Here is a 26,363-nt window from a genome sequence, read left to right on the forward strand (position 1 = left end):
ACAATAATTTATAATAAGAATATAGAAGATATCAATACAAAATAATATGTTCTGGATGAAGCAAATATGAGAGACCCTAAAGGGCGCCGAAGGGGTAAATTAAATTTACCGGATTTAATGATACTCTCAGGCAAAAGTATTATTTGCTGACAGACCTCTGGAAAAGCAGAGAATGTAATGGTGTAAGCTGTTACATTCTTTTTTGTTTTAATAAAATACAAGGTGTGATAGCGTTGAAAGAAAAGGGAATAATAATAACAAATAACGAATATGTTCGAAATATTCTGATTAATAAAACGAAATTGATTTTTATTGAGGGAACGCTTATGGATGTTTTAATAAAAGTTAGAGATTACATACATTATGGCCATAAGCTGTTAACCCATCCATTAATGGGAAGTGTAAAACCAAATGAAACTCCCTATAAAACTGTTATTATTTCTGAAAATAAATATGATAATGTTGATATTCAATCTTTAATGTATATTGAAAACAGCATAGAAGTTTCAAAAAATTTAATTGAAAGCAGACAGCCTAAAAATTGGCCTGAGAATGTATTAAAGGATTTTGCACTTATTGATTATGATTTAATAAATAATGCAATAAATAATTAAAGTTAGGGGTGAATTATATGTCAAGTATTTATGACATAATAATAATTGGAGGTGGACCTGCTGGATTATCTGCTGGATTATATGGTTCAAGATCAAAACTAAGCGTTTTAGTTATTGAAAAGGGAAAGTTTGGAGGACAAGCAACGACTACAGCAGAACTTGAAAACTATCCTGGCTCTATTGAAAATTGTACAGGTCCTGCATTAACAGAAAGAATGAAAAAACAGGCTGAAGAATTTGGGACAGAATTTATTAAGGATGAAGTAATATCAGTAGATTTTTCAAATGACATAAAAAAAGTGCATTGTAAAAATGGAGAATATAGTGCAAAGACAATAATAATAGCAACAGGAGCAGAACCAAGGCTTGGAGGATTTGAAAGAGAACTTGAACTGAGAGGAAGAGGAGTTTCATATTGTGCTACCTGCGATGCGGACTTTTTTGAAGGACTCGATGTTGCTGTAATAGGAGGAGGAGATTCTGCAATTACTGAAGCATTGTATCTTACAAAGTTTGCAGAAAGCGTTACTGTTATACATAGAAGAGATTCTTTAAGAGCTGCAAAATCCTTGCAGGAGAAGGCTTTTAATAATCCGAAAATTAATTTTGTTTGGAATAGTGTTGTTATTGCGGCAAATGGAGACGAAATTCTTGAAAGTTTAACAGTAAAGAATGTTGCAACTGGAGAAATAAGCGAAATATCAGTAAATGGAGTGTTTGTTTTTGTAGGATTAAATCCAATTACTTCTGCATTTAAAGGACATATCAATTTAAGCGAAGGCGGATATATTCCTACAGATGATAATATGAAAACAAATGTTGAAGGAGTATTCGCTGCTGGAGATGTAAGGGTAAAATCCTTAAGACAGGTAATCACTGCCGCTGCTGATGGTGCAATAGCTGCAGTTGCGGCAGAGGAATATATTAATGAAAAGTTTAATAAATAGGAGGTTTTTATATGATTGAAGTAAACAAAGATAATTTTGAGGCTGAAGTATTAAATTACACAGAAAAGCCAGTTTTTGTCGACTATTGGGGAGATAAATGTGAAACATGCAAACAGCTTATGCCAGATGTTCACAAGCTTGAAGAAAAATATGGAGATAAAATTAAATTCTGCAGCCTAAACACTAGCCAAAACAGAAGACTTGCAATAGCACAGAAGGTTTTAGGACTTCCAACTATGATTGTTTATGTTAATGGTGAAAAGGCTGAGGTTTTAACTCCGGATAAAATATCTTCAGCAGCTGATATTGAAGAGATGCTAAAGAAATTTTAAGGAATATAAAGGTTATCCTTTATATAAATAAATCGGGAGGTGAAGGCTTTGCGCCTTGAATTAGGAAAAATTTTTATCAAAGATGTACAATTCGGTTCAAAAACAGAAGTTAAAGATGGCATCCTTTATGTAAACAAAGAAGAATTATTAAAGGAAGTAGGAGGAGATGAGAGACTAAAATCAATCGATGTCGACATCGTTCATCCAGGAGAAAAGGTAAGAATAATACCTGTAAAGGATGTAATCGAGCCAAGAGTTAAAGCTGAGGGGAATGGAGGAATATTCCCAGGATTTATTTCAAAGGTTGATACAGTAGGCTCTGGAAGAACCCATGTATTAAAGGGAGCAGCAGTTGTAACAACAGGTAAAATCGTAGGATTCCAGGAAGGAATCATCGATATGTCTGGAGAGGGTGCAAAATATACTCCTTTTTCAAAAACTCACAACATAGTATTTATCTGTGAACCTGTAGATAATCTAATGCAGCATGAACATGAACAGGCTGTAAGAATGGTTGGACTTAAAGCAGCATCATACTTAGGAAAGGCAGGAAAAAATGTAGAACCAGACGAGGTAAAGGTTTATGAAACAAAACCTCTTCTTGAACAAGTAAAAGAATACCCTAATCTTCCAAAGGTAGTATATGTTTATATGCTTCAAAGTCAGGGACTTCTTCATGATACCTATGTTTATGGAGTTGATGCTAAAAAAATTATTCCTACTTTTATATATCCAACAGAGGTATTTGATGGAGCAATAGTCAGCGGAAACTGTGTATCAGCGTGCGACAAAAATCCAACATACGTTCACATGAATCATCCAATAATAGAAGACTTATACGAGAGACATGGAAAAGATTATAACTTTATTGGATGTGTAATAACAAATGAGAATGTTTACCTCGCTGATAAAGAAAGATCTTCTAACTATACTGCAAAGCTTGTTGAGTTTTTAGGAGCTGATGCAGCTATCATTTCAGAAGAAGGTTTTGGGAACCCTGATGCTGACCTCGTTATGAATTGTTATAAAATAGAAGAAAAGGGTATTAAGACTGTGCTTGTAACAGATGAATATGCTGGACGTGATGGTTCATCTCAGTCACTTGCTGATTCAACTCCAAAGGGTAATGCAGTCGTTACAGCAGGTAATGCTAACGAAGTTATTGTATTGCCTCCGATGGATAAGGTTATAGGACATGTAGAAGCTGCAGATATTATTGCTGGAGGATTTGCAGGTTCATTAAGACCCGATGGATCAATTGAGGCCGAAATACAGGTTATAACTGGTGCAACAAGTGAAGTAGGCTTTGGTTATCTTTCAGCAAAATCTTATTAATAAAGGGAGGTAAAAAAATGATTTTAAAGGATAGAAAAGTAATTGCGATAGGAGATAGAGATGGTATACCAGGCCCTGCAATTGAAGAATGTGCTAAAAGTGCAGGAGCTGATGTAGTATTTGCTTCAACAGAATGTTTCGTTTGAACAGCCGCAGGAGCAATGGATCTGGAGATCCAACAAAGAGTTAAAGATTTAACAGAAAAATTTGGTGCTGAAAACGTTGTAGTACTTCTTGGAGGTTCAGAGGCTGAGACTGCCGGCCTTTCAGCAGAAACCGTAACTGCAGGAGACCCAACCTATGCTGGCCCCCTTGCAGGAATATCCTTAGGACTCAGGGTTTACCATGTGCTTGAAGAAGAGATTAAAAATGAATGCGATGCTGCTGTTTTTGATGAACAGTGCGGCATGATGGAAATGGTTCTTGATGTTGAAGCAATTTCAAATGAAGTTAAATCAATAAGAGAACAATATACCCAGTTTAAGGATTAATCTTGGGGGAGGGATAAAATAGATGATACGTGTTGTACATTATATAAATCAATTCTTTGCTCAAATAGGTGGAGAAGAAAAAGCTAATATTCCACCAGAGGTTAGAGATGGCATCCTAGGGCCAGGTATGGCTTTTAAAGCAGCTTTTAAAGGAGAGGCTGAAATTGTTGCAACTGTAATCTGCGGAGATTCATATTTTGCAGAAAACCAAAGCGCTGTATCACAGATACTAGAAATGATTAAAAAATATAATCCCGATTTATTTATTGCAGGTCCTGCCTTTAATGCAGGAAGATATGGTACTGCCTGCGGAACTATTGCAAAGGCAGTAAAGGATAATCTTAATATACCTGTTGTAACAGGTATGTATGTTGAAAACCCAGGTGTTGATTTGTTTAAAAAGGATATATATATAATATCTACAAAGGATAATGCAGCAGGTATGAGAGATGCTGTACCTAAAATGGCTGCATTAGGATTAAAGTTAGCAAAGGGAGAAGCAATTGGAGCTCCTGATGCAGAAGGGTATATCCCAAGAGGAATAAGAAAAAATTATTTTGCTGAAGTTAGAGGTTCAAAGAGAGCAGTTGATATGCTCGTTAAGAAAATAAAAGGAGAACAGTTTGAAAGCGAGTTTGTAATGCCTTTGTTTGATAAAGTTGCTCCTAATCCTCCTGTTTTAGATATTACAAAGGCTAAAATAGCTCTTGTAACATCAGGCGGAATTGTTCCAAAGGGAAATCCAGATAAAATTGAGTCCTCAAGTGCTTCTAAATTTGGAGAATACAGCATAGAGGGTGTATACGACCTTACTGAAGAAACCTTTGAAACAGCTCATGGAGGATATGATCCTGTTTATGCAAATAAGGATGCTGACAGAGTACTTCCTGTTGATGTATTAAGGGAACTTGAAAAAGAAGGCATAATTGGAAAACTTCATGAAAAGTATTACTCCACAGTTGGAAATGGTACTGCAGTTAAAAGTGCTGCAAAATTTGGAGCAGAAATAGCAAAGAGACTTATAGCTGATGGAGTTGAGGCAGTAGTACTAACTTCTACTTGAGGAACATGTACACGTTGCGGTGCAACGATGGTTAAAGAAATTGAAAGAGCAGGACTTCCAGTTGTTCATATGTGTACAATAGTTCCAATATCAAAGACAGTAGGGGCGAATAGGATAGTACCAACTGTTGCTATTCCACATCCTCTTGGTAACCCAAATCTTTCAAAGGAAGATGAAAAGGCTTTAAGAAGAAAACTTGTTGAAAAAGCACTAAAAGCTCTTCAAACTCCAATAGAAGATCAAACTGTATTTGAAGACTAATTTTATAGCTGGGGTCAGAGCCGAAGCATCAAAAGGGATAAAATTCCGAATCTGATATCCGGCAAAACCCCAGCTTTTAATTTAAAAATTATGGAGGTGTTTTGATGTTTCCAGTTATTAAAGGAGCAAGCTATATATTAGTTAATACTCCAGATATGGTAATTCATAATGGAACAACCCAAACATTAGAGAGAGAAACAAATCCGGATTCAGAATATTTAAAAAAAGTGTCTCAGCATTTGAGAAGTTTTGAAGATGTTGTTTCTTACCCTGTCAATCAAACCTACATAGGTAATTTTGACCCAGAAGAGCTTAGTAAAATGCAAAGGCCTTGGTATGAAAAGAAAATTGAGAATGCCTCAAGGTATGGTAAATTTGGAGAAATTATGCCTGAGGATGAGTTCTATGGATTAATGAAAATAAGCGATGTATTCGATCTTGTTGTGCTTGAAAAGGCATTTACTGAAGAAGTTAAAGAAAAGTTTGAACATCACAAACTTCTAAAGGTATATGCATCAAAACTTAAAGATGGCTCGGAAATAGAGGAAATAGAAAAACTTATTGAAAATGTTGGCGCAGAAGGACTTTACATAAATAATAAATTGGTTGGATGCGTTAAAAGGGCACACGAATTTGATAAGAATCTAACTGCCCATGTTATAACAGAAAACCTTGCAGTTAAGGCATCAGGGGTTCTTGCAATATTAAATCTTATAGATAAGTTTGGAATTGATGCTAATGAAATCGATTATATAATTGAGTGTTCAGAAGAAGCCTGCGGTGATATGAATCAACGAGGAGGCGGCAATTTTGCAAAGGCTATAGGAGAAATAGCAGGTCTTAAAAATGCAACAGGCTGTGATGTAAGAGGATTTTGTGCAGGACCAACCCATGCACTGCTTAATGCTGCAGGGCTAATTCAATCAGGAGTATTTAAAAATATAATAGTTGTAGGCGGTGGAGCTACTGCAAAGCTTGGAATGAATGGAAGAGATCATGTTAAAAAGGGTATTCCTATACTTGAAGATGTTCTGGGCGGGTTTGCAGTTCTTGTATCAGAGAACGATGGTGTAAGTCCTGTTATAAGAACTGATTCAGTAGGAAAACATTCAATAGGTGCCGGGGCTTCTCCTCAGGCTGTTATTGAAGCTATAGTAGCAGCACCACTTGAAAAGACTGGTCTTAGCTTTACTGATATAGATTTATATGCTCCAGAAATGCAAAACCCTGAAATTACTGAACCCGCTGGTGCAGGAGATGTACCTATACAAAATTATAAGATGATTGGTGCTCTTGCAGTTAAAAAAGGCCAGATTGAAAGAACGCATCTTCCTGAATTTGTTAAAAATCATGGTTTTGTTGGATATGCACCTACGCAGGGACATGTACCTTCTGGAGTACCTATAATAGGACATGGAATGGAAAAAATAAAAGAAGGAAAAATTAATAGATTTATGATAGTTGGTAAAGGAAGTCTATTCCTTGCGAGGATGACTAATCTTTTTGATGGTATATCTTTTATTGTAGAAAAGAATTCAGGAAAAGAAGATGAAGGTACAGTATCAAAGGAAGAAGTAAAAAGTATGGTGGCAGAGGCTATGAAGGAATTTGCTTCTTACCTACTTTCAAAGTAAGAGGTGATACTATGTCTAAAGAAAATGTAAAAAAAATAATTGGTGAAGTATTTAATGAAATAGCCGATGCAATACAAAGTGGAGAATTTGGTAAAAAAGTAAAGATAGGATTAACAACTCTTGGAAGCGAACATGGGATGGATGAACTTATAAAAGCTGCAGAATTAGCATCAAGAAAATATAAAGATTTTGAAGTTGTATTAATAGGACCAAAGGTTAGTACTAATCTTAAAACATATGAAGCAAATTCTGATGAAGAAGGTCATAAATTAATGGAAGAGCTTCTCGATAGTGGAGAAATTCAAGGCTGCGTAACACAGCATTACAATTTCCCAATTGGAGTTTCAACAGTTGGGAGAGTAATTACTCCGGGCAGAGGAAAGGAAATGATTATATCTACAACAACAGGTACCTCATCGACAAATAGAGTTGAAGGTATGGTTAAAAATGCGATTTACGGCATAATAGCTGCAAAAGCATGTGGAATAGAAAATCCTTCTATTGGCATTTTAAATGTTGATGGAGCAAGACAAGTTGAAAGAATATTAAAAAATATAAATGATAAAGGATATAAAATAAACTTTTCTGAGTCTATCAGAGCTGATGGAGGCTGCGTTATGAGAGGGAATGACCTTCTATCAGGCACTCCTGATGTTATGGTTACAGACACTTTAACAGGAAATCTTTTAATAAAGATATTCTCATCCTTTACTACAGGAGGAGATTATGAATCTTTGGGATATGGCTATGGTCCTGGAATTGGTGAAGGATATCACAGGCTCATTTGTATTATATCGAGGGCCTCAGGAGCACCTTTAATATCTGAAGCATTAAGATACTGTGCTACCTGTGCCCAAAACAATATAATTAAAATTGCTGAGGAAGAATTTAAAAAATTAAATAATATTGGATTTAAAGAGCTGCTTAAGGAAGTAAATCAAGTTGAAGATAATAAAAATGCTGAACCAATACAGCCCCCTGCAAAAAAGGTTGTTACATTCACAATTTCAGGAATTGATATACTTGAATTAGAAAATGCAGTTAAAGAATTGTGGAAAAACAACATATATTCTCAAAGCGGAATGGGGTGTACAGGACCAGTTGTACTTGTTGCAGATGAAGATGCTGAAAAGGCAAAGGAAGTATTAACCAAAAAAGGATACATATCCTAATTTAAACAAATAACCTACTTTATAGTAGGTTATTTGTTTAAATAAAATTAACATATATATTCAATATTTGAATAAAATTATATTGAAAAGTTTATAATATATGTTATAAATTATAAGTATAAGAATATGTATAAAAAATAATTAGTAAAGAAAAAATAAAAGAAGGATTTTAGAAAAAAATGAAGAATATTTATTTGTTAGAAAAATTAATTTACATAAAGGGGGAGTATTAAAAATGAAAAAATTATTATCAATTGTTTTAGCTGTTTTAGTTACTGCAAGCCTTTTTGCTGGCTGCGGACAACAGCAGCAACAGCAGTCACAACAACAGCAACAACAGCAGGAACAACCTAAAAAAATTGAAACAAGCGTTAAGATTGGTCTTGCTACAGATGAAGGTGGTAAGGGAGACAAGTCATTTAACGATGCAGCAATTGCTGGACTAGATAAGATTGCAAGCGAGTATACTGTAGAACCAGTTATACTTGAGTCAAAGCAGAACGACCAGTATGAACCAAATCTTAAGAACCTTGCTTCAGCAAATGATCTTGTTTTTGCTGTAGGGTTTAAGATGCAGGATGCTTTAACAAAGGTTGCAAAGGCATATCCTGACAAGAAGTTTGCTATTATCGATTCAGTAGTTGAACTTCCAAACGTTGAGTCAATATGTTTCAAGGAAGAAGAAGGTTCATTCCTTATGGGAGTTATAGCTGCAAAGACTTCCCAAACTGGAAAGATTGGATTTGTAGGCGGTAGCGATATGCCTCTTATTCAAAAGTTTGAAGCAGGATTTATAGCTGGTGTTAAGTCAGTAAATCCTGAGGCAGCTAAGGATCTCGAAAATAGAAAGAATGTAAAATATGCAAACAGCTTCAGCGATATAAACAAAGGATATGAGCTTGCAAAATCACTTTACAATTCAGGATGCGATGTTATATATCATGCTGCTGGAGGAGTTGGACTTGGAGTATTCAATGCAGCAAAAGAAATGAAAAAATGGGCAATAGGTGTTGACTCTGACCAAGCTTTAACAGTACCAGATGCAAAGGATGTTATTCTTTGCTCAATGCTTAAGAGAGTTGACGTTGGAACATATTCTGCATCTAAAGATACAATAGAAAATAAGTTCCAAGGCGGAAAAACATTAATTCTTGGACTTAAGGAAGATGGAGTTGGAGTATCACCAACAGTTAACCCAGCTGTTCAGCAATCAACTCTTGATCTTGCAAACAAATATAAAGAAGCAATAGTAAATGGAACAATAGTTGTTCCTTCTACACTCGATGATGTTAAGAAATTCCAGCCAGTTGAAATTAAATAGTCAGCATTTTAGACAGACTTATTTGGAGAATTTCTATAATTATTATCAATTTTATATTGAAATATAATTATAGGGGTAATTAAAAGCTAGATGCTCCAGCATCTAGCTTTTTTAAGCCATATAGAAAGATGGAGAGGAGGATGAATAATGGATTTTGTTGTAGAAATGAAAGGAATAACAAAGGTATTTCCAGGAGTTAGAGCAAATGAAAACGTAAACTTTCAGCTCAAAAAAGGTGAAATACATGTTTTGCTTGGTGAAAATGGAGCAGGGAAAACCACTCTTATGAATATACTATATGGACTATATCAGCCTGATGAAGGAGAAATATTTGTAAAGGGGAAAAAAATAAATATTAAATCCCCATCGGATGCTATTGCTAATGGAATTGGTATGGTTCATCAGCATTTTATGCTTGTGCAGAATTTTACTGTTGCAGAAAATATTGTTTTGGGTAAAGAACCTAAAAAATCTATAAATTTGGATATGAATAAAGCTGTAGAGGATACAAAAAAAATTGCAGATGCCTATGGATTTAAAATAGACCCTAATTCTGTAATTGAAGATATTACAGTTGGACAGCAGCAGAAAGTTGAAATATTAAAAGCACTTTATAGAGGAGCTGAAATTTTAATCCTCGATGAACCTACAGCGGTTTTGACACCTCAGGAAATAGAAGAATTAGGTGTAATACTTAAAAATCTCGTTAAAGAGGGCAAATCCATTATATTAATTACCCATAAACTAAAGGAAGTAATGGGTATGAGTGACAGAGTAACAATTATAAGACGTGGAAAGGTAATAAATACAGTTAATACTAAGGAGACTAATATTGAGCAGCTTGCTGAGATGATGGTTGGAAGGAAGGTAAACTTAGTTGTTGAAAAAAAACCTGCTAATCCAAAGGAAGTAATCTTTAAAGTTGAAAAACTTGAAGCTCTCGACCATAGAGGACTTTTAGCACTCAAGGGAATAGATTTACAGGTTAGGGCAGGTGAAATTCTTGGTATAGCAGGTGTAGATGGCAATGGTCAAACTGAACTCCTTGAGGTAATAACAGGACTTAGGAAAGCTAAAAGCGGAAAAGTTATAATAAATAATAAAGATGTAACTGGCAAAAGTCCTAAAGAAATAATAGAATCTGGTATAAGCAATATACCTGAGGACAGGCATAAGAGAGGACTTGTATTAAAATATTCTCTTGCGGAAAACTCTATATTAGGTATGCATAGTAAAAAACCTTTTGCTAATGGAATAATGATGAACTATGCAAAAATAAAGGAATTTGCAAGGAAGCTTATTGATGAATTTGATGTTAGAACTCCTAATGAGGATGTGGCTGCATCAAGCTTATCAGGAGGAAATCAGCAGAAGATGGTTGTTGCAAGAGAGATTGCAAAGGATCCTGATTTGATAATAGCAGCACAGCCAACCCGTGGACTTGATGTTGGAGCTATTGAATATATTCATAAGAGGCTTGTTGCTGAAAGGGATAAAGGCAGAGGTGTACTTCTTGTTTCATTAGAGCTTGATGAAGTTATGGCGCTTTCTGATAGAATAGCTGTAATTTATGATGGAGAAATAGTTGGAGTCCTTGATGCAAAGGATGCAACAGAAAATGACCTTGGAATACTTATGGCTGGAGGAACATTAGAATCGCAAAGTAAAGGAGGGGTACAATGAAAAATAAAAAGATAATAAAATCTGTAGCCTCATCATTGTTATTCCCTTTAATTTCAATAATAGTTGCTATGTTTGTAGCAGTTATATTTGTTATGTGGGCAAAACATATAAGCTTTTTTAAAGGCGTTCAGGTTATGTTCAAGGCTATATGGAATGGAAGTTTCGGAAGAAAGGATAGTTTTATTGAGACTTTAGTATATGTTATACCTCTTCTTTTTACTGGGCTTGCAAATGCTGTTGCCTTTAAGACAGGGCTTTTCAATATAGGAGTAGAAGGAGAGTTTATGATAAGCATTACAGTTGGAGCAATCGTTGGTATAATTCCAGGGATACCACCTGTAATCCATGTAATACTCGTACTTATTGCTGGAACCCTTGCAGGAGTTCTATGGGCAGGGATAGTAGGATATCTTAAGGCTAAAGTAGGTTCAAATGAAGTAGTTAATTCAATTATGATGAACTATATAGCATTATATTTTTCTAATTACCTTATAATGGGACCGTTTAATAAAAAAGGTCTTGCGCAGACTGCAGACATCCAGCCTTCAGCGATGCTTTGGAGGTTTTTAGGAGATGATTATAGAGTAAATATAGGACTTTATATAGGTCTTTTAATGGTGGTGCTCATATATATATTCTTTTGGAAAACTACATGGGGATATGAAATCAGGGCTGTTGGAATAAATCAATATGCAGCTGAATACGGAGGAATTAACATTAAAAAGAATATAATTCTTGCTATGGCTATCTCTGGAGGAATAGCAGGTCTTGGAGGAGCAGTTTATGTATCAGGGATTCAGCATCATGCAATACAGATGGTTAGCTTTACGGGTTATGGCTTTGATGGAATTGCTGTTGCTCTTCTTGCTAAAAACAATCCAATAGGAATTATATTCTCAGCTCTTTTATTTGGAGCACTAAATACAAGCTCTATTTCACTTCAGATGGCAAATATACCAAAACAAATAGTATTTTTAATTCAAGCTATAATACTTATATTTGTTGCAGCTGATTATGTATATAAATGGATTGCAGAAAAGAGAAAGAAGGGGGCGCTTTTAAATGAATAACACAGGACTTCCTATAATTGTTGCACTGCTTGCTTCAACTTTAAGGCTTGCAACTCCATTAATATTTGCTGCCCTTGGAGGACTTTTCTCAGAAAAATCAGGTGTAGTTAACATAGGCCTTGAGGGAATGCTGACGATTGGTGCATTTTTTGCAGTTTATGGTTCCTTTAAAACTAATAATCCATGGATAGGTATCATATTTGCTGTAATTTCTGGTGCAGCTATAGCAGCTGTTCATGCTTTCTTGAGCATACATTTAAAAGCTGATCAGACTATATCTGGTGTTGCTATAAATATATTTGCTGCTGCAATAACAAGCTACCTATTAATGGTTCTATTTAATAGGCAAGGACAAACTGATGGTGTAACACCTCTTTATTATCCTAAAGAAGCAATGCAGAGTATTCCTGTTATTGGTAAATTCCTTGGGGAACTTAATTGGTATGTATTTATAGCTATTGCTTTAGTAATAGTTACAAATTACATATTTTATAAAACACCATTAGGGCTTAGAATAAGAGCTGTTGGTGAACATCCTAAGGCAGCAGACACATTAGGCATCGGTGTTTATGGAATAAGATATCTTTGTGTAATATTATCTGGTGCATTAGCAGGGCTTGGAGGGGCATCATTATCCCTTAGCAATACCAATCTTTTTAGAGAAGGTATGGTTAGTGGTAAGGGTTTTATTGCAATTGCAGCTATGATATTTGGTAATTATAAACCCTTTGGAGCTCTTTGGGCATGTTTAATATTTGCCCTCGCAGATGCGTTCCAAATCGTTGCTCAAGGATTGGGATGGCCATTCCCAACAGAGTTTTATTCAGCAATACCTTTTATTATAACTATGATAGTTCTTTCAGGCTTTGTAGGGAAAACAGTTCCTCCTGCGGCCGATGGAATACCCTACGAAAAAGGAGAGAAATAAGCATCCAATTGGATGCTTATTTTTTTAAGCCTCTATACTATAAGAATTTGTTGAAATATGTTATAATATTTTCGTATAAAAAATCAACATTCAGAAAAATTTGGAGGTATGCTTATGAAGCTCGATTATAATCTTAAACTTCAACAGGAACAAAGACTTATAATGACTCAGGAGCTGCAGCTTGCTGTAAAGCTTTTGCAGCTGAATTCAGTCGAGCTAAATGAGTATGTTGAAGAACAGCTTATAGAAAATCCTCTTCTTGAAAGGGATGAAAAAGAAAAGGAAGAAAAAGAAGATAAGGAAGAAATAATAGATTTTATCAATTACTTAGATGAATATAGAGATGAAGAACAAAATTTTGATGAGGACAAAGAATATATTTCACCTTTGAATTTTGTAATAAAACAAACATCTCTTTGGGATTATCTGAAAGAACAATTGATGTTGTCACCGATAAATAAAATAGATAGAAAGATTGGGGATTTTGTAATTGATTGTATAGATGAAAATGGATATTTAACAACTGATATCAATGAAATATCAAAAAAGCTTAATGTTAATATTGAAAATGTTGAAAGAATAATCTCGCTTATACAAACCTTTGAGCCTTCTGGGGTATGTTCGAGGGATATTAAGGAATGCCTTATTATACAATTAAAAAATAGGGATATTGATGATCCTATATTGGAAAATATAATAAATACGATGCTTCAAGAAGTAGGAGAGGGCAATATAATAAAAATAGCAAAGGAAAACGGAATAAGCAATGAAAAAGCTTTAGAGTATATAAATATAATAAAAACTCTTGATCCAAAACCGGGTGTTAGGTATAGCTCTGATGAAACTAAGTATATTGTACCCGATGTTATACTTGAAAAAATAGATGGTAAATATGTTGTAACAGTTAATGAAGATTGTGTTCCTAATTTAAAAATAAACTCATTGTATAGGAAACTTATTAATAATAAAAACTGTCCTGAGTATAATTATGTAAAAGAAAAATTGTCTTCAGCATTGTGGCTTATAAAAAGCATTGAGCAAAGGATAGAAACCATCAAAAAAGTTGTTACTGCCATTGTTGAGTATCAAATTGATTTTTTTGAATATGGAAGCGATTTAAAACCTCTTACATTAAAACAAATAGCTGATATCACATCACTTCATGAATCTACTGTAAGCAGGGCAGTAAAGGGAAAATATATACAAACTCCTAAAGGATTGTTTGAAATTAAGAATTTTTTTATAAAAGGAATACAAACTAAAACAGGGGAGGATATTTCAACAGTTAGATTAAAAGAGAGAATTAAAGAAATAATTAAGTCTGAAAATATTGAAAATCCATTATCAGACCAGCAAATAGCAGATAAAATGAATAATGAAGGATTAAACATATCAAGAAGAACTGTAGCAAAGTATAGAGAAGAAATGAATATACCTTCTTCCTCTAAAAGAAAAAATAACATAAAATCCTATAATTTATAATTATATATTGAAAAAAAACAAAATGAATGATATATTTAAGATGTGGGACAGATAAATGACAAAGGGACATATGATGTCCCATAACTTTTGAGATGGATGGGACAAAAATCATCCATAGGGACAAGAATAATCCAAAGGAAGTGAAGTGGATGAATAATATTCTCAGCCTTCAGCAAAGAATAATTCCTGAGATGATTGAACTTTTAAAAAAACGATATAAAATACTAAAGAGCATATATTATAATCAGCCGATAGGAAGAAGAGCTCTTTCTCAGGAACTTAACATGGGGGAGAGAATTGTAAGAACTGAAGTGAGCTTTTTAAAAGAGCAGGGACTTGTTGATATAAATTCTATTGGAATGATGATAACAGAAGATGGAGAAAATATACTTGAAAAATTAGAGGAAATGATTCATGAAATAAGCGGACTTTCTAATATAGAAGAGACTTTGCAAAAATATCTTGGAATTAATAAAGTTAAAGTTATCCCAGGGGATATCGAAAGCGACAATACAGTTCTTAAAGAAATGGGAAGGATTGCCGCTAACTATATAAAAAGCCTTATAGAAGATAATTATATTATTGCTGTTACAGGAGGAAGTTCTGTAGCACAGGTTGTAGAAAATTTTCCAAAAATAAACAAAAACAATCTTCTTGTAATTCCGGCGCGCGGTGGAATAGGCAGAATAGTTGAGACTCAGGCAAGCACTCTTGCATCAAAACTTGCTTTAAGAATTGGTGCAGGCTATAAATTACTACATGTTCCCGATAATTTAAGCCGTGACGCTCTTGAAACGATGCTTAATGAGCCAGATATAAAGGATACAGTTGAAAAAATTTCAAAATCTAATATACTGATATTTGGGATAGGAAGAGCAGATGAAATGGCAAAAAGAAGAGGCCTTTCTGATGATGAAATAAATGAGCTTCTTCAAAAAGGAGCTGTTGCTGAAGCTTTTGGCTGCTATTTTAATAAAGCCGGTGAAATTATATATAAGACTCCCACAATGACTTTAGATTTTGAAGATGTTAAAAATATTGAGCATATTATTGCAATTGCTGGGGGAAAAAGCAAGGCACAGGCAGTTGAGGCAGTTAAAACAAAAAATCCTAATATGGTTTTAGTAACCGATGAAGGATGTGCTTTGGAGTTATTGAAATTAAAGGGTGATATTAAAAAGTGATGTACTGCTAAGATTAAAAATCAAGGCAGATTATATAACAATTTAAATATATTAGGAGGGATAATATGACTATTAAAGTCGCTATTAATGGATTTGGTAGAATTGGAAGGAATGCATTTAAAATTGCTCAGACTAAATTAGGCAGCAATATTGAAATTGTTGCAATTAATGATTTAACTGACACTAAAACTCTTGCTCATCTTTTGAAATATGATTCATGTTTTGGAAAATTCGATGGAACAGTTGAAGCAAAGGATAATTCAATTGTTGTAAATGGAAAAGAAGTTAAAGTTTTTGCTGAAAAGGATCCAAAGAATTTACCATGGAAAGATCTTGGAGTAGATATCGTTATTGAATCAACTGGTCTTTTCACAAAGAAGGAAAAGGCAGCAGCACACATTGAAGCTGGTGCAAAGAAGGTTATTATATCAGCTCCTGCAACTGATGAAGATATTACAATTGTTATGGGAGTAAACGAAAATATGTATGATCCTGCAAACCACCATGTAATATCAAATGCATCATGTACAACAAACTGTCTTGCTCCTTTTGCGAAAGTTCTTGACGAAAAGTTTGGAATAGTAAAAGGTTTAATGACAACTGTACATTCCTATACAAATGACCAGAGAATACTTGATTTACCACATAAGGATTTAAGAAGAGCAAGAGCAGCAGCTGAATCAATAATACCAACAACAACTGGAGCAGCTAAAGCTGTTGGTAAAGTTCTTCCAAACCTCAAGGGTAAGCTTAACGGCTTTGCTCTAAGAGTTCCAACTCCAACAGTTTCAGTAACTGATCTTGTTTGTGAAGTGTCAAAAGCAACAACTGCTGAAGAAGTAAATGCAGCATTAAAAGAAGCAGCAGAAGGTTCAATGAAGGGAATACTTGGCTATGAAGAGCAGCCACTCGTTTCAATAGACTATAGAGGAGATGAAAGATCTTCAATAGTTGATGCTCTTTCAACAATGGTTCTTGAAGGAAATATGGTTAAGGTAGTTGCATGGTATGACAACGAATGGGGTTATTCAAACAGAATAGTAGACCTTGTAAATTACGTAGCTGAAAGATTATAATACATAAGAAAATTCCGGATTGTGGCCGGATAATCAGCTAAGATTATAAATCGTGTCCGGTTCTTATAGGGCCGGACATTACTTTTATAAATAAATAAGGAGATGATACTATGAATAAAAAGACTGTAAGAGATATCGAGGTAAAAGGAAAAAAAGTTATTGTAAGATGTGATTTTAATGTTCCTATGGATAAAGAAGGGAATATAACAGATGATAGAAGAATAGTTGGAGCACTTCCAACAATAAATTATTTAATCGAAAATGGTGCTAAGGTTATTTTAATGTCACACCTTGGAAGACCAAAGGAAGGCTATGATGCAAAATACAGTTTAAAACCAGTTGCTCAAAGGCTTTCACAGCTATTAGGGAAAGAAGTACTTCTTGCTGAGGATAAGGAAGTTGTTGGAGAAAATGCAGTAAAGCTGGCAGGTGATATGAAAGAAGGAGATGTTGTTCTTCTTGAAAACGTTCGTTTTATAACTACAGAAACAAAGAACGATATGGAATTTGCAAAGAAGCTTGCATCTCTTGCTGATATATTTGTAAACGACGCTTTTGGAACAGCTCACAGGGCACACTCATCAACAGCCGGCATTGCAAGCTATATACCATCAGTTGCAGGATTCCTTATAGAAAAAGAAATCAGCATAATGGGAAAAGCTCTTGAAAATCCTGAAAGACCTTTTGTTGCAATATTAGGCGGTGCTAAAGTTTCAGATAAAATAGGAGTTATAAATAACCTTCTTGAAAAAGTTGATAGACTTGTAATAGGCGGTGGAATGGCATATACTTTCCTTAAGGCTCAGGGAATTAAAATTGGAAACTCCCTTGTTGAAGAAGATAAAGTTGAATATGCAAAGGAAATGCTCGATAAGGCAAATAAAAAGGGAGTAAAAATCTATCTTCCAGTTGACCATATCGTTGCTAAGGAATTTAAAGCAGATGCTGCATGGGAAGTGTCTAAGACTGAAATACCTGAAGGATTTATGGGCCTTGATATAGGACCTGAATCAGTAAAACTATTTGAAGAAGCAGTTAGTGATGCAAAAACAGTAATTTGGAATGGTCCTATGGGAGTATTTGAAATGCCTGCATTTGCAAACGGAACTAAAAAGGTAGCTGAGGCTTTATCAAAAGTAAATGGTACTACAATAATTGGCGGAGGAGATTCAGCAGCTGCTGTTGAGCAGCTTGGATATGCTGATAAAATGACTCATATCTCAACTGGAGGAGGAGCATCCCTCGAATTTTTAGAAGGGCTTGAACTTCCTGGTATAGCAGCACTTAACAATAAATAAAAGATATTTGAAAGAGGTTGATTAAAATGAGAAGACCAATAATTGCCGGAAACTGGAAAATGAATAAAACAGGAAAAGAAGCTGCACAGCTTGTTTTAGCATTAATAGATAAGGTAAAGGATGCAAACTGCGAGGTAGTTTTATGTCCGCCCTTTACATCACTTCCTCAGGTAGTTACTCTTGTTGAAAATACCAACATTAAAGTTGGAGCACAAAATATGTACTATGAAGAAAGCGGAGCATTTACGGGTGAAGTATCACCATTAATGCTAAAAGAACTTGGAGTTGAATATGTGATAATCGGACATAGCGAGAGAAGACAGTATTTTAAAGAAGATGATGAGCTCATAAATAAAAAGCTAAAAGCAGCTTTCTTATATGGTGTTAAACCAATACTTTGCGTTGGAGAAACTTTGGAGCAGAGAGAAAGCAATCAAACTTTTGAACTTATAAAGATGCAGCTTGAACAGGATTTAAAAGATATAAAGGCAGAGGATGTTAAGAATATGGTAATCGCCTATGAACCTATTTGGGCGATTGGAACTGGTAAGACAGCTACAGCTGAGGATGCAAATGAAGTTATTGCTTTTATAAGACAGAACATTAGAAATATGTATGATGAAAATACTGCAGAAACGATTAGAATACAATATGGAGGAAGTGTTAAAGCTTCGACTATAAAGGAACAAATGGCACAGAGCGATATAGATGGAGCATTGGTTGGAGGAGCAAGCTTAAAAGCAGATGAATTTGCTGCTATTGTTAACTTTTAAGGAGGATTATGATGCAAAACAGACTTCGCATGTTACTTATTCTTGACGGATGGGGAATAAATGAAAGAAAAGATGGAAATGCCATTGCTAATGCAAAAACTAACAACTTCGATTATTATTGGGATAATTATCCGCATACAACTTTAAGTGCAAGTGGACTGGATGTTGGACTTCCAGAAGGACAAATGGGAAATTCTGAAGTTGGTCATTTAAATATAGGTGCAGGACGTATAATATATCAAGAATTTACAAGAATAAATAAAGAGATTAAAGAGGAAAGGTTCTTTAAGAATGAAGCCTTTTTAAGCGCTATTGATAATGTAAAAAAACACAACAGTAAAATGCATTTGTACGGACTTTTATCTGATGGAGGGGTACACAGCCATATAGATCATTTAAAAGCTCTATTAAAACTTTGTAAATCTGAAGGATTATCTGAAGTTTATGTTCATTGTTTTCTCGATGGAAGGGATGTACCTCCTCAGAGCGCTCTTACCTATATCGATGAGCTTGAAAATTATATGAAAGAGATTGGTATAGGTAGAATAGCGACAATATCAGGACGATACTATGCAATGGATAGAGACAAAAGATGGGATAGGGTTCAACTTGCCTATAATGCGATGGTTAAAGGTGAAGGAGAAATAGCAGGCAGTGCAAGGGAAGCAGTAGAAAAATCCTATAGTGAAAACAGGGTAGATGAATTTGTTCTCCCAACTGTAATCGTTAAAGATGATAAAATAACTGCAAAAATAGAAGAAAACGATTCAATTATATTTTTTAATTTCAGACCTGATAGGGCAAGGGAAATAACAAGAGCATTTGTTGATAAAGAATTTGAAGGGTTTAAAAGGGATTATTTCAGGGTATACTATGTATGTATGACTTTATATGATAACTCCATTACTGATGTGGATGTTGCATATAAGCCTGAAAAGTATGTTAATGCTTTAGGAGAGTATTTAAGCAAAAATGGTATAAAACAGCTTAGAATAGCAGAAACAGAAAAATATGCTCATGTTACGTTTTTCTTTAACAGCGGCATTGAAACACCCTATGAAAATGAAGACAGAATATTGATACCTTCTCCTAAAGTTCCTACCTATGATATGCAGCCTGAAATGAGTGCATATTTAGTTACTGAAAGGGTTTTAAAAGAGATAGATGAAAACAAATATCATTTTATTGTTCTAAATTTTGCAAATCCAGATATGGTAGGGCATACAGGTGTTTATGATGCGGCCGTTTCTGCAATAAATGCTGTTGATGAATGCCTTGGCAGGGTAGTTAAAAGGGTTCTTGAAAAAAATGGTTCGGTTTATATAACAGCAGATCATGGTAATGCTGAACAGATGATAGACTATGAAACAGGTGAGCCTTACACAGCTCATACTACAAACAAAGTACCTTTTATAGTGATTGGTGAAGGGGATGTCAAATTAAGGGATGGAGGAAGGCTCTGTGATATTTCGCCTACTATTTTAAAATGTATGGGCCTTGAAATTCCAAAGGAAATGACAGGAGAACCAATTATATTATAGGAGGAGAAAAAAGTGAAAAAATATGTTGAGATTATCGATGTATATGCAAGAGAGGTTTTAGATTCAAGGTCAAATCCAACGGTCGAGGTTGAAGTAGAGCTCGAAGATGGGACGATTGAAAGGGCTATTGTTCCATCGGGAGCATCAACTGGAGAATTTGAAGCTGTAGAATTAAGGGATGATGACAAAAGCAGATATTTTGGAAAAGGCGTTTTAAAAGCAGTACAAAATGTAAATGAAGTAATCAGCACTGAGCTTATAGGTATGAACGCATTAAACCAGATAGAAATCGATAAGGCTTTGATAGAAATTGATGGAACAGATAACAAAGGCAACCTTGGAGCTAATGCAATACTCGGTGTCTCGCTTGCAGTTGCACGAGCAGCTGCAAAAACTTTGGGGCTGCCCCTTTACAGATATATTGGAGGAGTAAATTCAAATATACTTCCTGTACCTATGATGAACATTTTAAACGGTGGAAAACATGCAGATAATAACGTTGATATTCAGGAATTTATGATAATGCCAATAGGTGCTGAAAGTTTTTCACAATCTCTTAGAATGTGCTCTGAAGTTTATCATACTTTAAAAAAAGTTCTAAATTCAAAAGGTTATAATACATCAATAGGTGATGAAGGAGGGTTTGCTCCAAACCTTAAATACAATGAAGAAGCTATTGAGATAATATTAGAATCAATAGAAAAAGCAGGTTATAAGAGCGGGTCAGATATATCTATAGCAATTGATGTTGCAGCTTCTGAACTTTTTAGAAAAGAAGACAATAAATATCACCTCGAAGGTGAAGGTAAAGTTCTTTCATCCGATGAGATGGTAGATTTTTATGAGTCTTTAATAAATAAATATCCTATAATATCCCTTGAAGACGGTTTATCTGAAGATGATTGGGACGGATGGAAAGTTTTAACACAAAGGCTTGGGAAAAAGCTTCAACTTGTTGGAGATGATTTATTTGTTACAAATACAAATCGTCTTTCAAAGGGAATAGAAATGGGAATAGCAAACTCAATTCTTATAAAACTTAACCAAATAGGTACATTAACTGAAACTATTGAAGCTATTGAAATGGCAAAGCATGCGGGATATACAGCGGTTGTATCACATCGTTCTGGAGAAACAGAAGATACAACTATTGCAGATTTGGTTGTTGCTATGAATACCGGTCAGATTAAAACAGGTGCTCCAGCAAGAACTGACAGAGTAGCAAAATACAATCAACTTCTTAGAATAGAAGATGATTTAGGAAATACTGCAAGATATTTAGGTAAAAAAGTGTTTTACAATTTTAAGCAAGAATAAGTGTTTTTTAATATAAATAATGGGGGATGTAAACCTCCATTATTTATATAATATGGGAAAAAGCATAACACAATGTTTATGATTAATATAACAAAATAAGATTAAATGAATAAAGTATAACTAAAATTGGTTGTATTTATCATTTTAGTGTGATAAAATATGTATGTCTTAAAATAAAAAAATGGAGGTGTTTTATATGAAAACAGCTTTTATAATTTTTCACATTTTAATATGTCTTGCAATTATTTTAGTTGTTTTACTTCAACCAGCAAAGGTTCAGGGACTTTCTTCAGCTATCGCTGGTGGAGCTGAAACATTTTTTGGCAAGAATAAAGCAAGAACCTATGAGGGAAAGCTTTCAAAATTAACCACAGTACTAATGGTATTATTTGTTTTGACTTCTATGTTTCTTGTATATTTATTAAACAAATAAAACTAAAGTGAGGTAAGTATAATGAACGACTTTACACTTATTTTTGCACCCGTTGCAGGAATTATTGGACTTATTTTTGCGGCGCTCCTTGCTAAAAAGATTTTAAAATCTGATTCCGGTACCGATAGAATGAAGGAAATTTCTAATTACATACACGAAGGTGCTATGGCATTTTTAACAAGAGAATATAGAACATTAGCAGTTTTTATTGCTGTAGTTTTTTTAGTTTTAGGACTTTTTATAAGCTGGACTACTGCAATATGTTTTGTAATTGGTGCTGTATTCTCAATACTTGCTGGTTATTTTGGAATGCAGGTTGCTACTAAGGCTAACTGCAGAACAGCTAATGCAGCAAGAACAAGTCAGAATAAGGCTCTTGAAATAGCATTTTCAAGCGGTGCTGTTATGGGAATGTCAGTTGTTGGACTTGGACTTTTAGGCGTTGGCTTATTATATTATATAATAAGAGATGCAAATATTATTACTGGTTTTGGACTCGGTGCAAGTTCTATCGCACTCTTTGCCCGTGTGGGAGGAGGAATATATACAAAGGCAGCAGACGTTGGTGCTGACCTTGTTGGAAAGGTTGAAGCTGGTATTCCTGAAGATGACCCAAGAAACCCAGCGGTTATAGCTGATAACGTCGGAGATAATGTTGGTGATGTTGCTGGTATGGGAGCAGACCTTTTTGAATCCTATGTTGGCTCAATAATTTCAACATTAACTCTTGGTGCAGTACTTTATAAAACAGGTGAAGGAGTAGCATTTTCTTTAACCCTTGCTTCTATAGGTATTATTGCATCAATAATAGGTTCACTTATGGTTAAAGGAAATGAAAGATCAAACCCACAAAAAGCATTAATGAATGGAACATACATTAGCGGCTTAATCGTAATAATATCATCGGGTATATTAAGTAAAATGATATTTAATAATTTAAATGCTTTTTATGCAGTTACAGCAGGTATTTTAGTTGGAATTGTAATAGGACAATTAACTGAAATGTATACATCAGCAGATTATAAATATGTAAAAAGGATAGCACAGCAGTCAGAGACTGGACCTGCTACAACTATAATCTCAGGTTTTTCAGTTGGTATGTATTCAACTGTTCTTCCGATATTCTTTATTGCAGTTGCAGTTCTTATATCCTTCTTTGTAATGGGGGGTACTGCAAATGCTTCTGATGTATTAAGCGGATTGTTTGGTATATCACTTGCAGCTCTTGGAATGCTTTCAACAACAGGAATGACAGTTGCAGTTGATGCCTATGGTCCTGTTGCTGATAATGCAGGTGGAATAGCTGAAATGGCAGAGCTTCCCCATGAAGTTAGAAAAATAACAGATACATTGGATTCTGTTGGAAATACAACTGCTGCAATAGGTAAAGGATTCGCTATAGGTTCAGCTGCGTTAACTGCTCTTGCATTATTTGCTTCTTACTCACAGGCAGTTGGACTAAAATCAATAGACCTTTTAAGCCCAGTTACTCTTATTGGGGTATTACTTGGAGGTGCAGTACCATATCTTTTCGCTGCACTTGCTATGGACGCAGTTGGAAAAGCTGCGAACCATATGATTGAAGAAGTAAGAAGGCAGTTTAAAGAGATACCCGGGCTTATGGAAGGAAAGGCAAAGCCAGAATATGGTAAATGCGTTGATATTTCAACAGCAGCTGCATTAAAAGAAATGGTTCTACCCGGAGTTTTAGCAGTAGTTGTTCCTATAGCTGCAGGACTTCTGCTTGGACCTGAGGCTCTTGGAGGACTTATAGCTGGTGCTGTAGTTTCAGGTGTTCTTGTTGCTATATTTATGGCTAACTCAGGCGGAGCTTGGGATAATGCTAAAAAATATATAGAAACAGGAGAACATGGAGGAAAAGGAAGTTTTGCGCATAAAGCCGCTGTAGTTGGAGATACTGTAGGAGATCCATTTAAAGATACAGCTGGTCCTGCGATGAACATTTTAATAAAGCTTATGACAATAGTTTCGCTTGTATTTGCTCCTTTGTTTGTTAAATTCGGAGGAGTATTGATAAGTCTATTTAAGTAATATAAAAAGCACAATGTATTTAAAATACATTGTGCTTTTAAGTTCAAACTGATAAGTTTATATTTGTATTTATACTTGATTTATCCTGCCAAAGATTGGTGTATTCTAAACCAGTTAGTTCTTCGCATATTTTTTTTACTTTTATATCTACTTCTTCAGGCTTTCCTCCGCCTTTTCTTCTCTTTATCTCATCCATAAGTACATAGTATTTTTCTTCAGTCATTGAATATTTATTTGCAAATATAAAGGCAATAATTATAAAAATCATAGGAGCACAGCTAAATAAAAGTTTAATTCCAAGTTTTACATTTGGGAGCTGCTCTATGTTTGGAACATATCCTATCCATTGAAGTACAACTCCTATTATAAATACGGTTACTGCCTGAGCAGTTTTTCTTAAAAGAGTTGCCATTCCACAATAAAGTCCTTCTCTTCTTTTGGCTGATATCATTTCATCAACATCTGCAACCTCAGATATAATAGACCAAGGAACAAAAACTGAAGAGGAGGTTCCTATACCGCTTATAGCTGCAATTAAAACGACGAATAATATATTTGAGTTTGGTTTTATAAATAAAGCTATAACCATAGCTGCAAACCAAATAGAAAGACCTATTTTTAAGGGTGCAGTTTTACCATATCTTTTAGATATCTTAATATGCAAAGGCATACATATTACCTGAGTAATGAGCAGCCCTCCAAGAACTAATGAGAAGGATTGCGGACGTCCTAAATAATATGTTAAATAATAAATAACGATTGTAGTTAAAAAATCAACAGCAGTCTGGCTTGAAATGAACATACCAGCATGTATTCTAAAGGCTTTGTTTTTAAATACGATTTTCAAGTCTTCAAAAAGACTGCTTTTATTAATATTAATTTCTTCAACTCTTTTGTTTTCCCAGGTTCCTAAAAATACAAAAATCCATGGGAGAGCATAAAAAATACCAAAAATAAGTCCCATTATCATATATCCAAGTTTTAAATTATAACTAAATCTATTAATAATTATTTTTGGTACAACTCCTGCAAGTATAGCAGAGGAAGCAGAGAAAGTAAGCCTGAAGCCTGAAAAGGATGTTCTTTCTTTATAATCCTGCGTCATATCTGCGAGAATAGCAGTATAGGGTATCATAACCATAGTAAAAGCTGTATTAAAAAGCAAATAAGCACAAAGGTAATAGATAAAGAGTGCAGATTGGCTCTTTAATCCAAAGGAGTACCAAAGCATAAAAAATGAAAAGAAAATTGGCAAAATTCCAAATAAAAAGTATACACGTCGTCTTCCATACTTGGACTTTGTTCTGTCAGAGATTGTTCCCATAAGAGGATCAGATATAGCATCCCATATTTTCCCTATTAAAAAAATACTGCCAGCAAGTGCAGGAGAGAGCATTTCAACATCTGTTAAAAAATTTAAAAATAACAAACTAATAACAAGAAAAGCGCCCCCTCCAAATATGTCTCCGCATCCATACATAAGTTTTGATTTTAATGTAATTTTACGGCTTTCCAAATGAACTCCCCCTTTTTATTTTTATATTAACATAAATATACCAGATATTAGTAAAACAGCGTAGACGATTTTAGAAAAATATTTATCTTGTATTTTATGATGGGCTATGTTGCCTAAAATTGCTCCTAAAATCAAAAACGGAAGACTATAAAGTACAATTCTATAAATATTAGAATTTAAAACATTATTAGAAAAATATCTATAAACTATTATTGAGTTTAATGTTGCCCATACCATACAAAGGGTAGCTCTGAAATTGCTTTTATCTTTGAGCGCTCTTGCAGAATAAATTACTAAAAGCGGGCCTCCTGAACCAAAGGCACCATGTATGCATCCTCCTAAAAAAAGAGTCAAATCTAAAATTATTGGATTTAATTCTCTAAGCTTTATTGATTTATAACTTGTATAAATTCCTCTAATTGAAACTAATATCATAAATACAGCTAATATTTTTTTTAAAATATTTTCAGGAAGAATTGAAAAAAAGTGAATACCAATAGGAAGACCTATAAGCACAAAAAATATAATTTTTAAATACGCTTTCCATACTATGTCTTTATATGAGATTACTACAACATAGATAGCCATAAAAAGTGCAATAATAATAAGGGAAGGAACAGCTGTCTTTAAACCAACAAGCATAGTACAAAAAGGAAGGGCTAAAACAGTACATCCAAATCCAGTTATTCCTTCGATAAAGTGGGTAATCAAAACGACTAATCCAAATAGTATTACAGTTGTTATACTCATTTTTACCTCCATATTAATTAAAAACTTTAATTAATATATTAAACATTTTATTTAAAAATCCTTCTTAAAAGTTATATTAAAATTTATTAA

23 protein-coding genes and 1 riboswitch are annotated in these 26,363 nt (G+C 34.3%); of the genes, 21 read left to right on the forward strand and 2 right to left on the reverse strand.

Features of this window, described 5'->3' with window-relative positions:
- Window positions 1-55: 55 nt before the first annotated feature.
- Window positions 56-152: riboswitch (glycine riboswitch) on the forward strand.
- A gap of 81 nt (window positions 153-233) precedes the next feature.
- The 21 genes from B5D15_RS09820 to B5D15_RS09920 all read left to right on the forward strand — a co-directional run bounded on the left by B5D15_RS09820 (window position 234) and on the right by B5D15_RS09920 (window position 24,007).
- Entirely contained in the window at window positions 234-614 is a 381-nt protein-coding gene (locus B5D15_RS09820; protein WP_078696949.1) for a GrdX family protein, read from the forward strand.
- A 17-nt stretch (window positions 615-631) separates the two neighbouring features.
- A complete protein-coding gene (gene trxB / locus B5D15_RS09825; RefSeq protein WP_078696950.1) occupies window positions 632-1,561 on the forward strand; it encodes a thioredoxin-disulfide reductase in 930 nt (309 codons plus the stop codon).
- 11 nt (window positions 1,562-1,572) lie between these two features.
- Window positions 1,573-1,893: a thioredoxin TrxA gene (trxA, locus tag B5D15_RS09830; RefSeq protein ID WP_078696951.1), complete on the forward strand. Its 321-nt coding sequence runs from the start codon at window positions 1,573-1,575 to the stop codon at window positions 1,891-1,893.
- Window positions 1,894-1,941: 48 nt separating this feature from the next.
- Window positions 1,942-3,228, forward strand: a complete 1,287-nt coding sequence (locus tag B5D15_RS09835) for a glycine/sarcosine/betaine reductase component B subunit (protein ID WP_078696952.1) — start codon at window positions 1,942-1,944, stop codon at window positions 3,226-3,228.
- A 17-nt stretch (window positions 3,229-3,245) separates the two neighbouring features.
- Complete coding sequence (gene grdA / locus B5D15_RS09840; protein WP_078696953.1) at window positions 3,246-3,719, forward strand: glycine/sarcosine/betaine reductase complex selenoprotein A; 474 nt, start codon at window positions 3,246-3,248, stop codon at window positions 3,717-3,719.
- A gap of 22 nt (window positions 3,720-3,741) precedes the next feature.
- Window positions 3,742-5,043 carry a glycine reductase complex selenoprotein B gene (grdB, locus tag B5D15_RS09845; protein WP_078696954.1) on the forward strand — a complete coding sequence of 434 codons (1,302 nt, stop codon included), beginning with the start codon at window positions 3,742-3,744 and terminating at the stop codon, window positions 5,041-5,043.
- Window positions 5,044-5,144: 101 nt separating this feature from the next.
- Window positions 5,145-6,677, forward strand: a complete 1,533-nt coding sequence (gene grdC / locus B5D15_RS09850) for a glycine/sarcosine/betaine reductase complex component C subunit beta (RefSeq protein WP_078696955.1) — start codon at window positions 5,145-5,147, stop codon at window positions 6,675-6,677.
- A gap of 11 nt (window positions 6,678-6,688) precedes the next feature.
- Complete coding sequence (grdD, locus tag B5D15_RS09855) at window positions 6,689-7,849, forward strand: glycine/sarcosine/betaine reductase complex component C subunit alpha (protein ID WP_078696956.1); 1,161 nt, start codon at window positions 6,689-6,691, stop codon at window positions 7,847-7,849.
- Between the two features lie 235 nt (window positions 7,850-8,084).
- Entirely contained in the window at window positions 8,085-9,170 is a 1,086-nt protein-coding gene (locus B5D15_RS09860) for a BMP family lipoprotein (RefSeq protein ID WP_078696957.1), read from the forward strand.
- 147 nt (window positions 9,171-9,317) lie between these two features.
- On the forward strand, window positions 9,318-10,853 hold the full coding sequence (locus B5D15_RS09865; protein ID WP_078696958.1) for an ABC transporter ATP-binding protein: 1,536 nt from the start codon (window positions 9,318-9,320) through the stop codon (window positions 10,851-10,853).
- The gene (locus B5D15_RS09870; RefSeq protein ID WP_078696959.1) at window positions 10,850-11,923 is read left to right on the forward strand and encodes an ABC transporter permease; all 1,074 of its coding nucleotides are present in this window, start codon (window positions 10,850-10,852) and stop codon (window positions 11,921-11,923) included. Before B5D15_RS09865 ends, B5D15_RS09870 begins: the two co-directional genes overlap by 4 nt.
- Window positions 11,916-12,851, forward strand: a complete 936-nt coding sequence (locus tag B5D15_RS09875; protein ID WP_078696960.1) for an ABC transporter permease — start codon at window positions 11,916-11,918, stop codon at window positions 12,849-12,851. Before B5D15_RS09870 ends, B5D15_RS09875 begins: the two co-directional genes overlap by 8 nt.
- Before the next feature lie 114 nt (window positions 12,852-12,965).
- Complete coding sequence (gene rpoN / locus B5D15_RS09880; protein WP_179122255.1) at window positions 12,966-14,333, forward strand: RNA polymerase factor sigma-54; 1,368 nt, start codon at window positions 12,966-12,968, stop codon at window positions 14,331-14,333.
- 149 nt (window positions 14,334-14,482) lie between these two features.
- The gene (locus B5D15_RS09885; RefSeq protein WP_078696962.1) at window positions 14,483-15,517 is read left to right on the forward strand and encodes a sugar-binding transcriptional regulator; all 1,035 of its coding nucleotides are present in this window, start codon (window positions 14,483-14,485) and stop codon (window positions 15,515-15,517) included.
- Window positions 15,518-15,582: 65 nt separating this feature from the next.
- Window positions 15,583-16,593: a type I glyceraldehyde-3-phosphate dehydrogenase gene (gene gap / locus B5D15_RS09890; RefSeq protein WP_078696963.1), complete on the forward strand. Its 1,011-nt coding sequence runs from the start codon at window positions 15,583-15,585 to the stop codon at window positions 16,591-16,593.
- Window positions 16,594-16,703: 110 nt separating this feature from the next.
- On the forward strand, window positions 16,704-17,891 hold the full coding sequence (locus B5D15_RS09895; protein WP_078696964.1) for a phosphoglycerate kinase: 1,188 nt from the start codon (window positions 16,704-16,706) through the stop codon (window positions 17,889-17,891).
- Window positions 17,892-17,917: 26 nt separating this feature from the next.
- Window positions 17,918-18,664, forward strand: a complete 747-nt coding sequence (gene tpiA, locus B5D15_RS09900) for a triose-phosphate isomerase (RefSeq protein ID WP_078696965.1) — start codon at window positions 17,918-17,920, stop codon at window positions 18,662-18,664.
- A gap of 11 nt (window positions 18,665-18,675) precedes the next feature.
- Complete coding sequence (gpmI, locus tag B5D15_RS09905) at window positions 18,676-20,205, forward strand: 2,3-bisphosphoglycerate-independent phosphoglycerate mutase (protein WP_078696966.1); 1,530 nt, start codon at window positions 18,676-18,678, stop codon at window positions 20,203-20,205.
- Window positions 20,206-20,217: 12 nt separating this feature from the next.
- On the forward strand, window positions 20,218-21,522 hold the full coding sequence (gene eno, locus B5D15_RS09910) for a phosphopyruvate hydratase (protein ID WP_078696967.1): 1,305 nt from the start codon (window positions 20,218-20,220) through the stop codon (window positions 21,520-21,522).
- Between the two features lie 196 nt (window positions 21,523-21,718).
- A complete protein-coding gene (secG, locus tag B5D15_RS09915) occupies window positions 21,719-21,955 on the forward strand; it encodes a preprotein translocase subunit SecG (RefSeq protein ID WP_078696968.1) in 237 nt (78 codons plus the stop codon).
- Window positions 21,956-21,976: 21 nt separating this feature from the next.
- Window positions 21,977-24,007 carry a sodium-translocating pyrophosphatase gene (locus B5D15_RS09920; RefSeq protein WP_078696969.1) on the forward strand — a complete coding sequence of 677 codons (2,031 nt, stop codon included), beginning with the start codon at window positions 21,977-21,979 and terminating at the stop codon, window positions 24,005-24,007.
- Between the two features lie 43 nt (window positions 24,008-24,050).
- On the opposite strand, the gene B5D15_RS09925 is transcribed toward B5D15_RS09920, so the two are convergent.
- Together B5D15_RS09925 and B5D15_RS09930 are read right to left on the reverse strand one after the other, a co-directional pair.
- A complete protein-coding gene (locus B5D15_RS09925) occupies window positions 24,051-25,523 on the reverse strand; it encodes an MFS transporter (RefSeq protein WP_207651463.1) in 1,473 nt (490 codons plus the stop codon).
- A gap of 21 nt (window positions 25,524-25,544) precedes the next feature.
- The gene (locus B5D15_RS09930; protein WP_179122256.1) at window positions 25,545-26,273 is read right to left on the reverse strand and encodes a sulfite exporter TauE/SafE family protein; all 729 of its coding nucleotides are present in this window, start codon (window positions 26,271-26,273) and stop codon (window positions 25,545-25,547) included.
- Window positions 26,274-26,363: the final 90 nt, after the last annotated feature.

The sequence above is a fragment of the Caloramator quimbayensis genome (assembly GCF_900167605.1).
GTDB lineage: Bacteria > Bacillota > Clostridia > Clostridiales > Caloramatoraceae > Caloramator_B > Caloramator_B quimbayensis.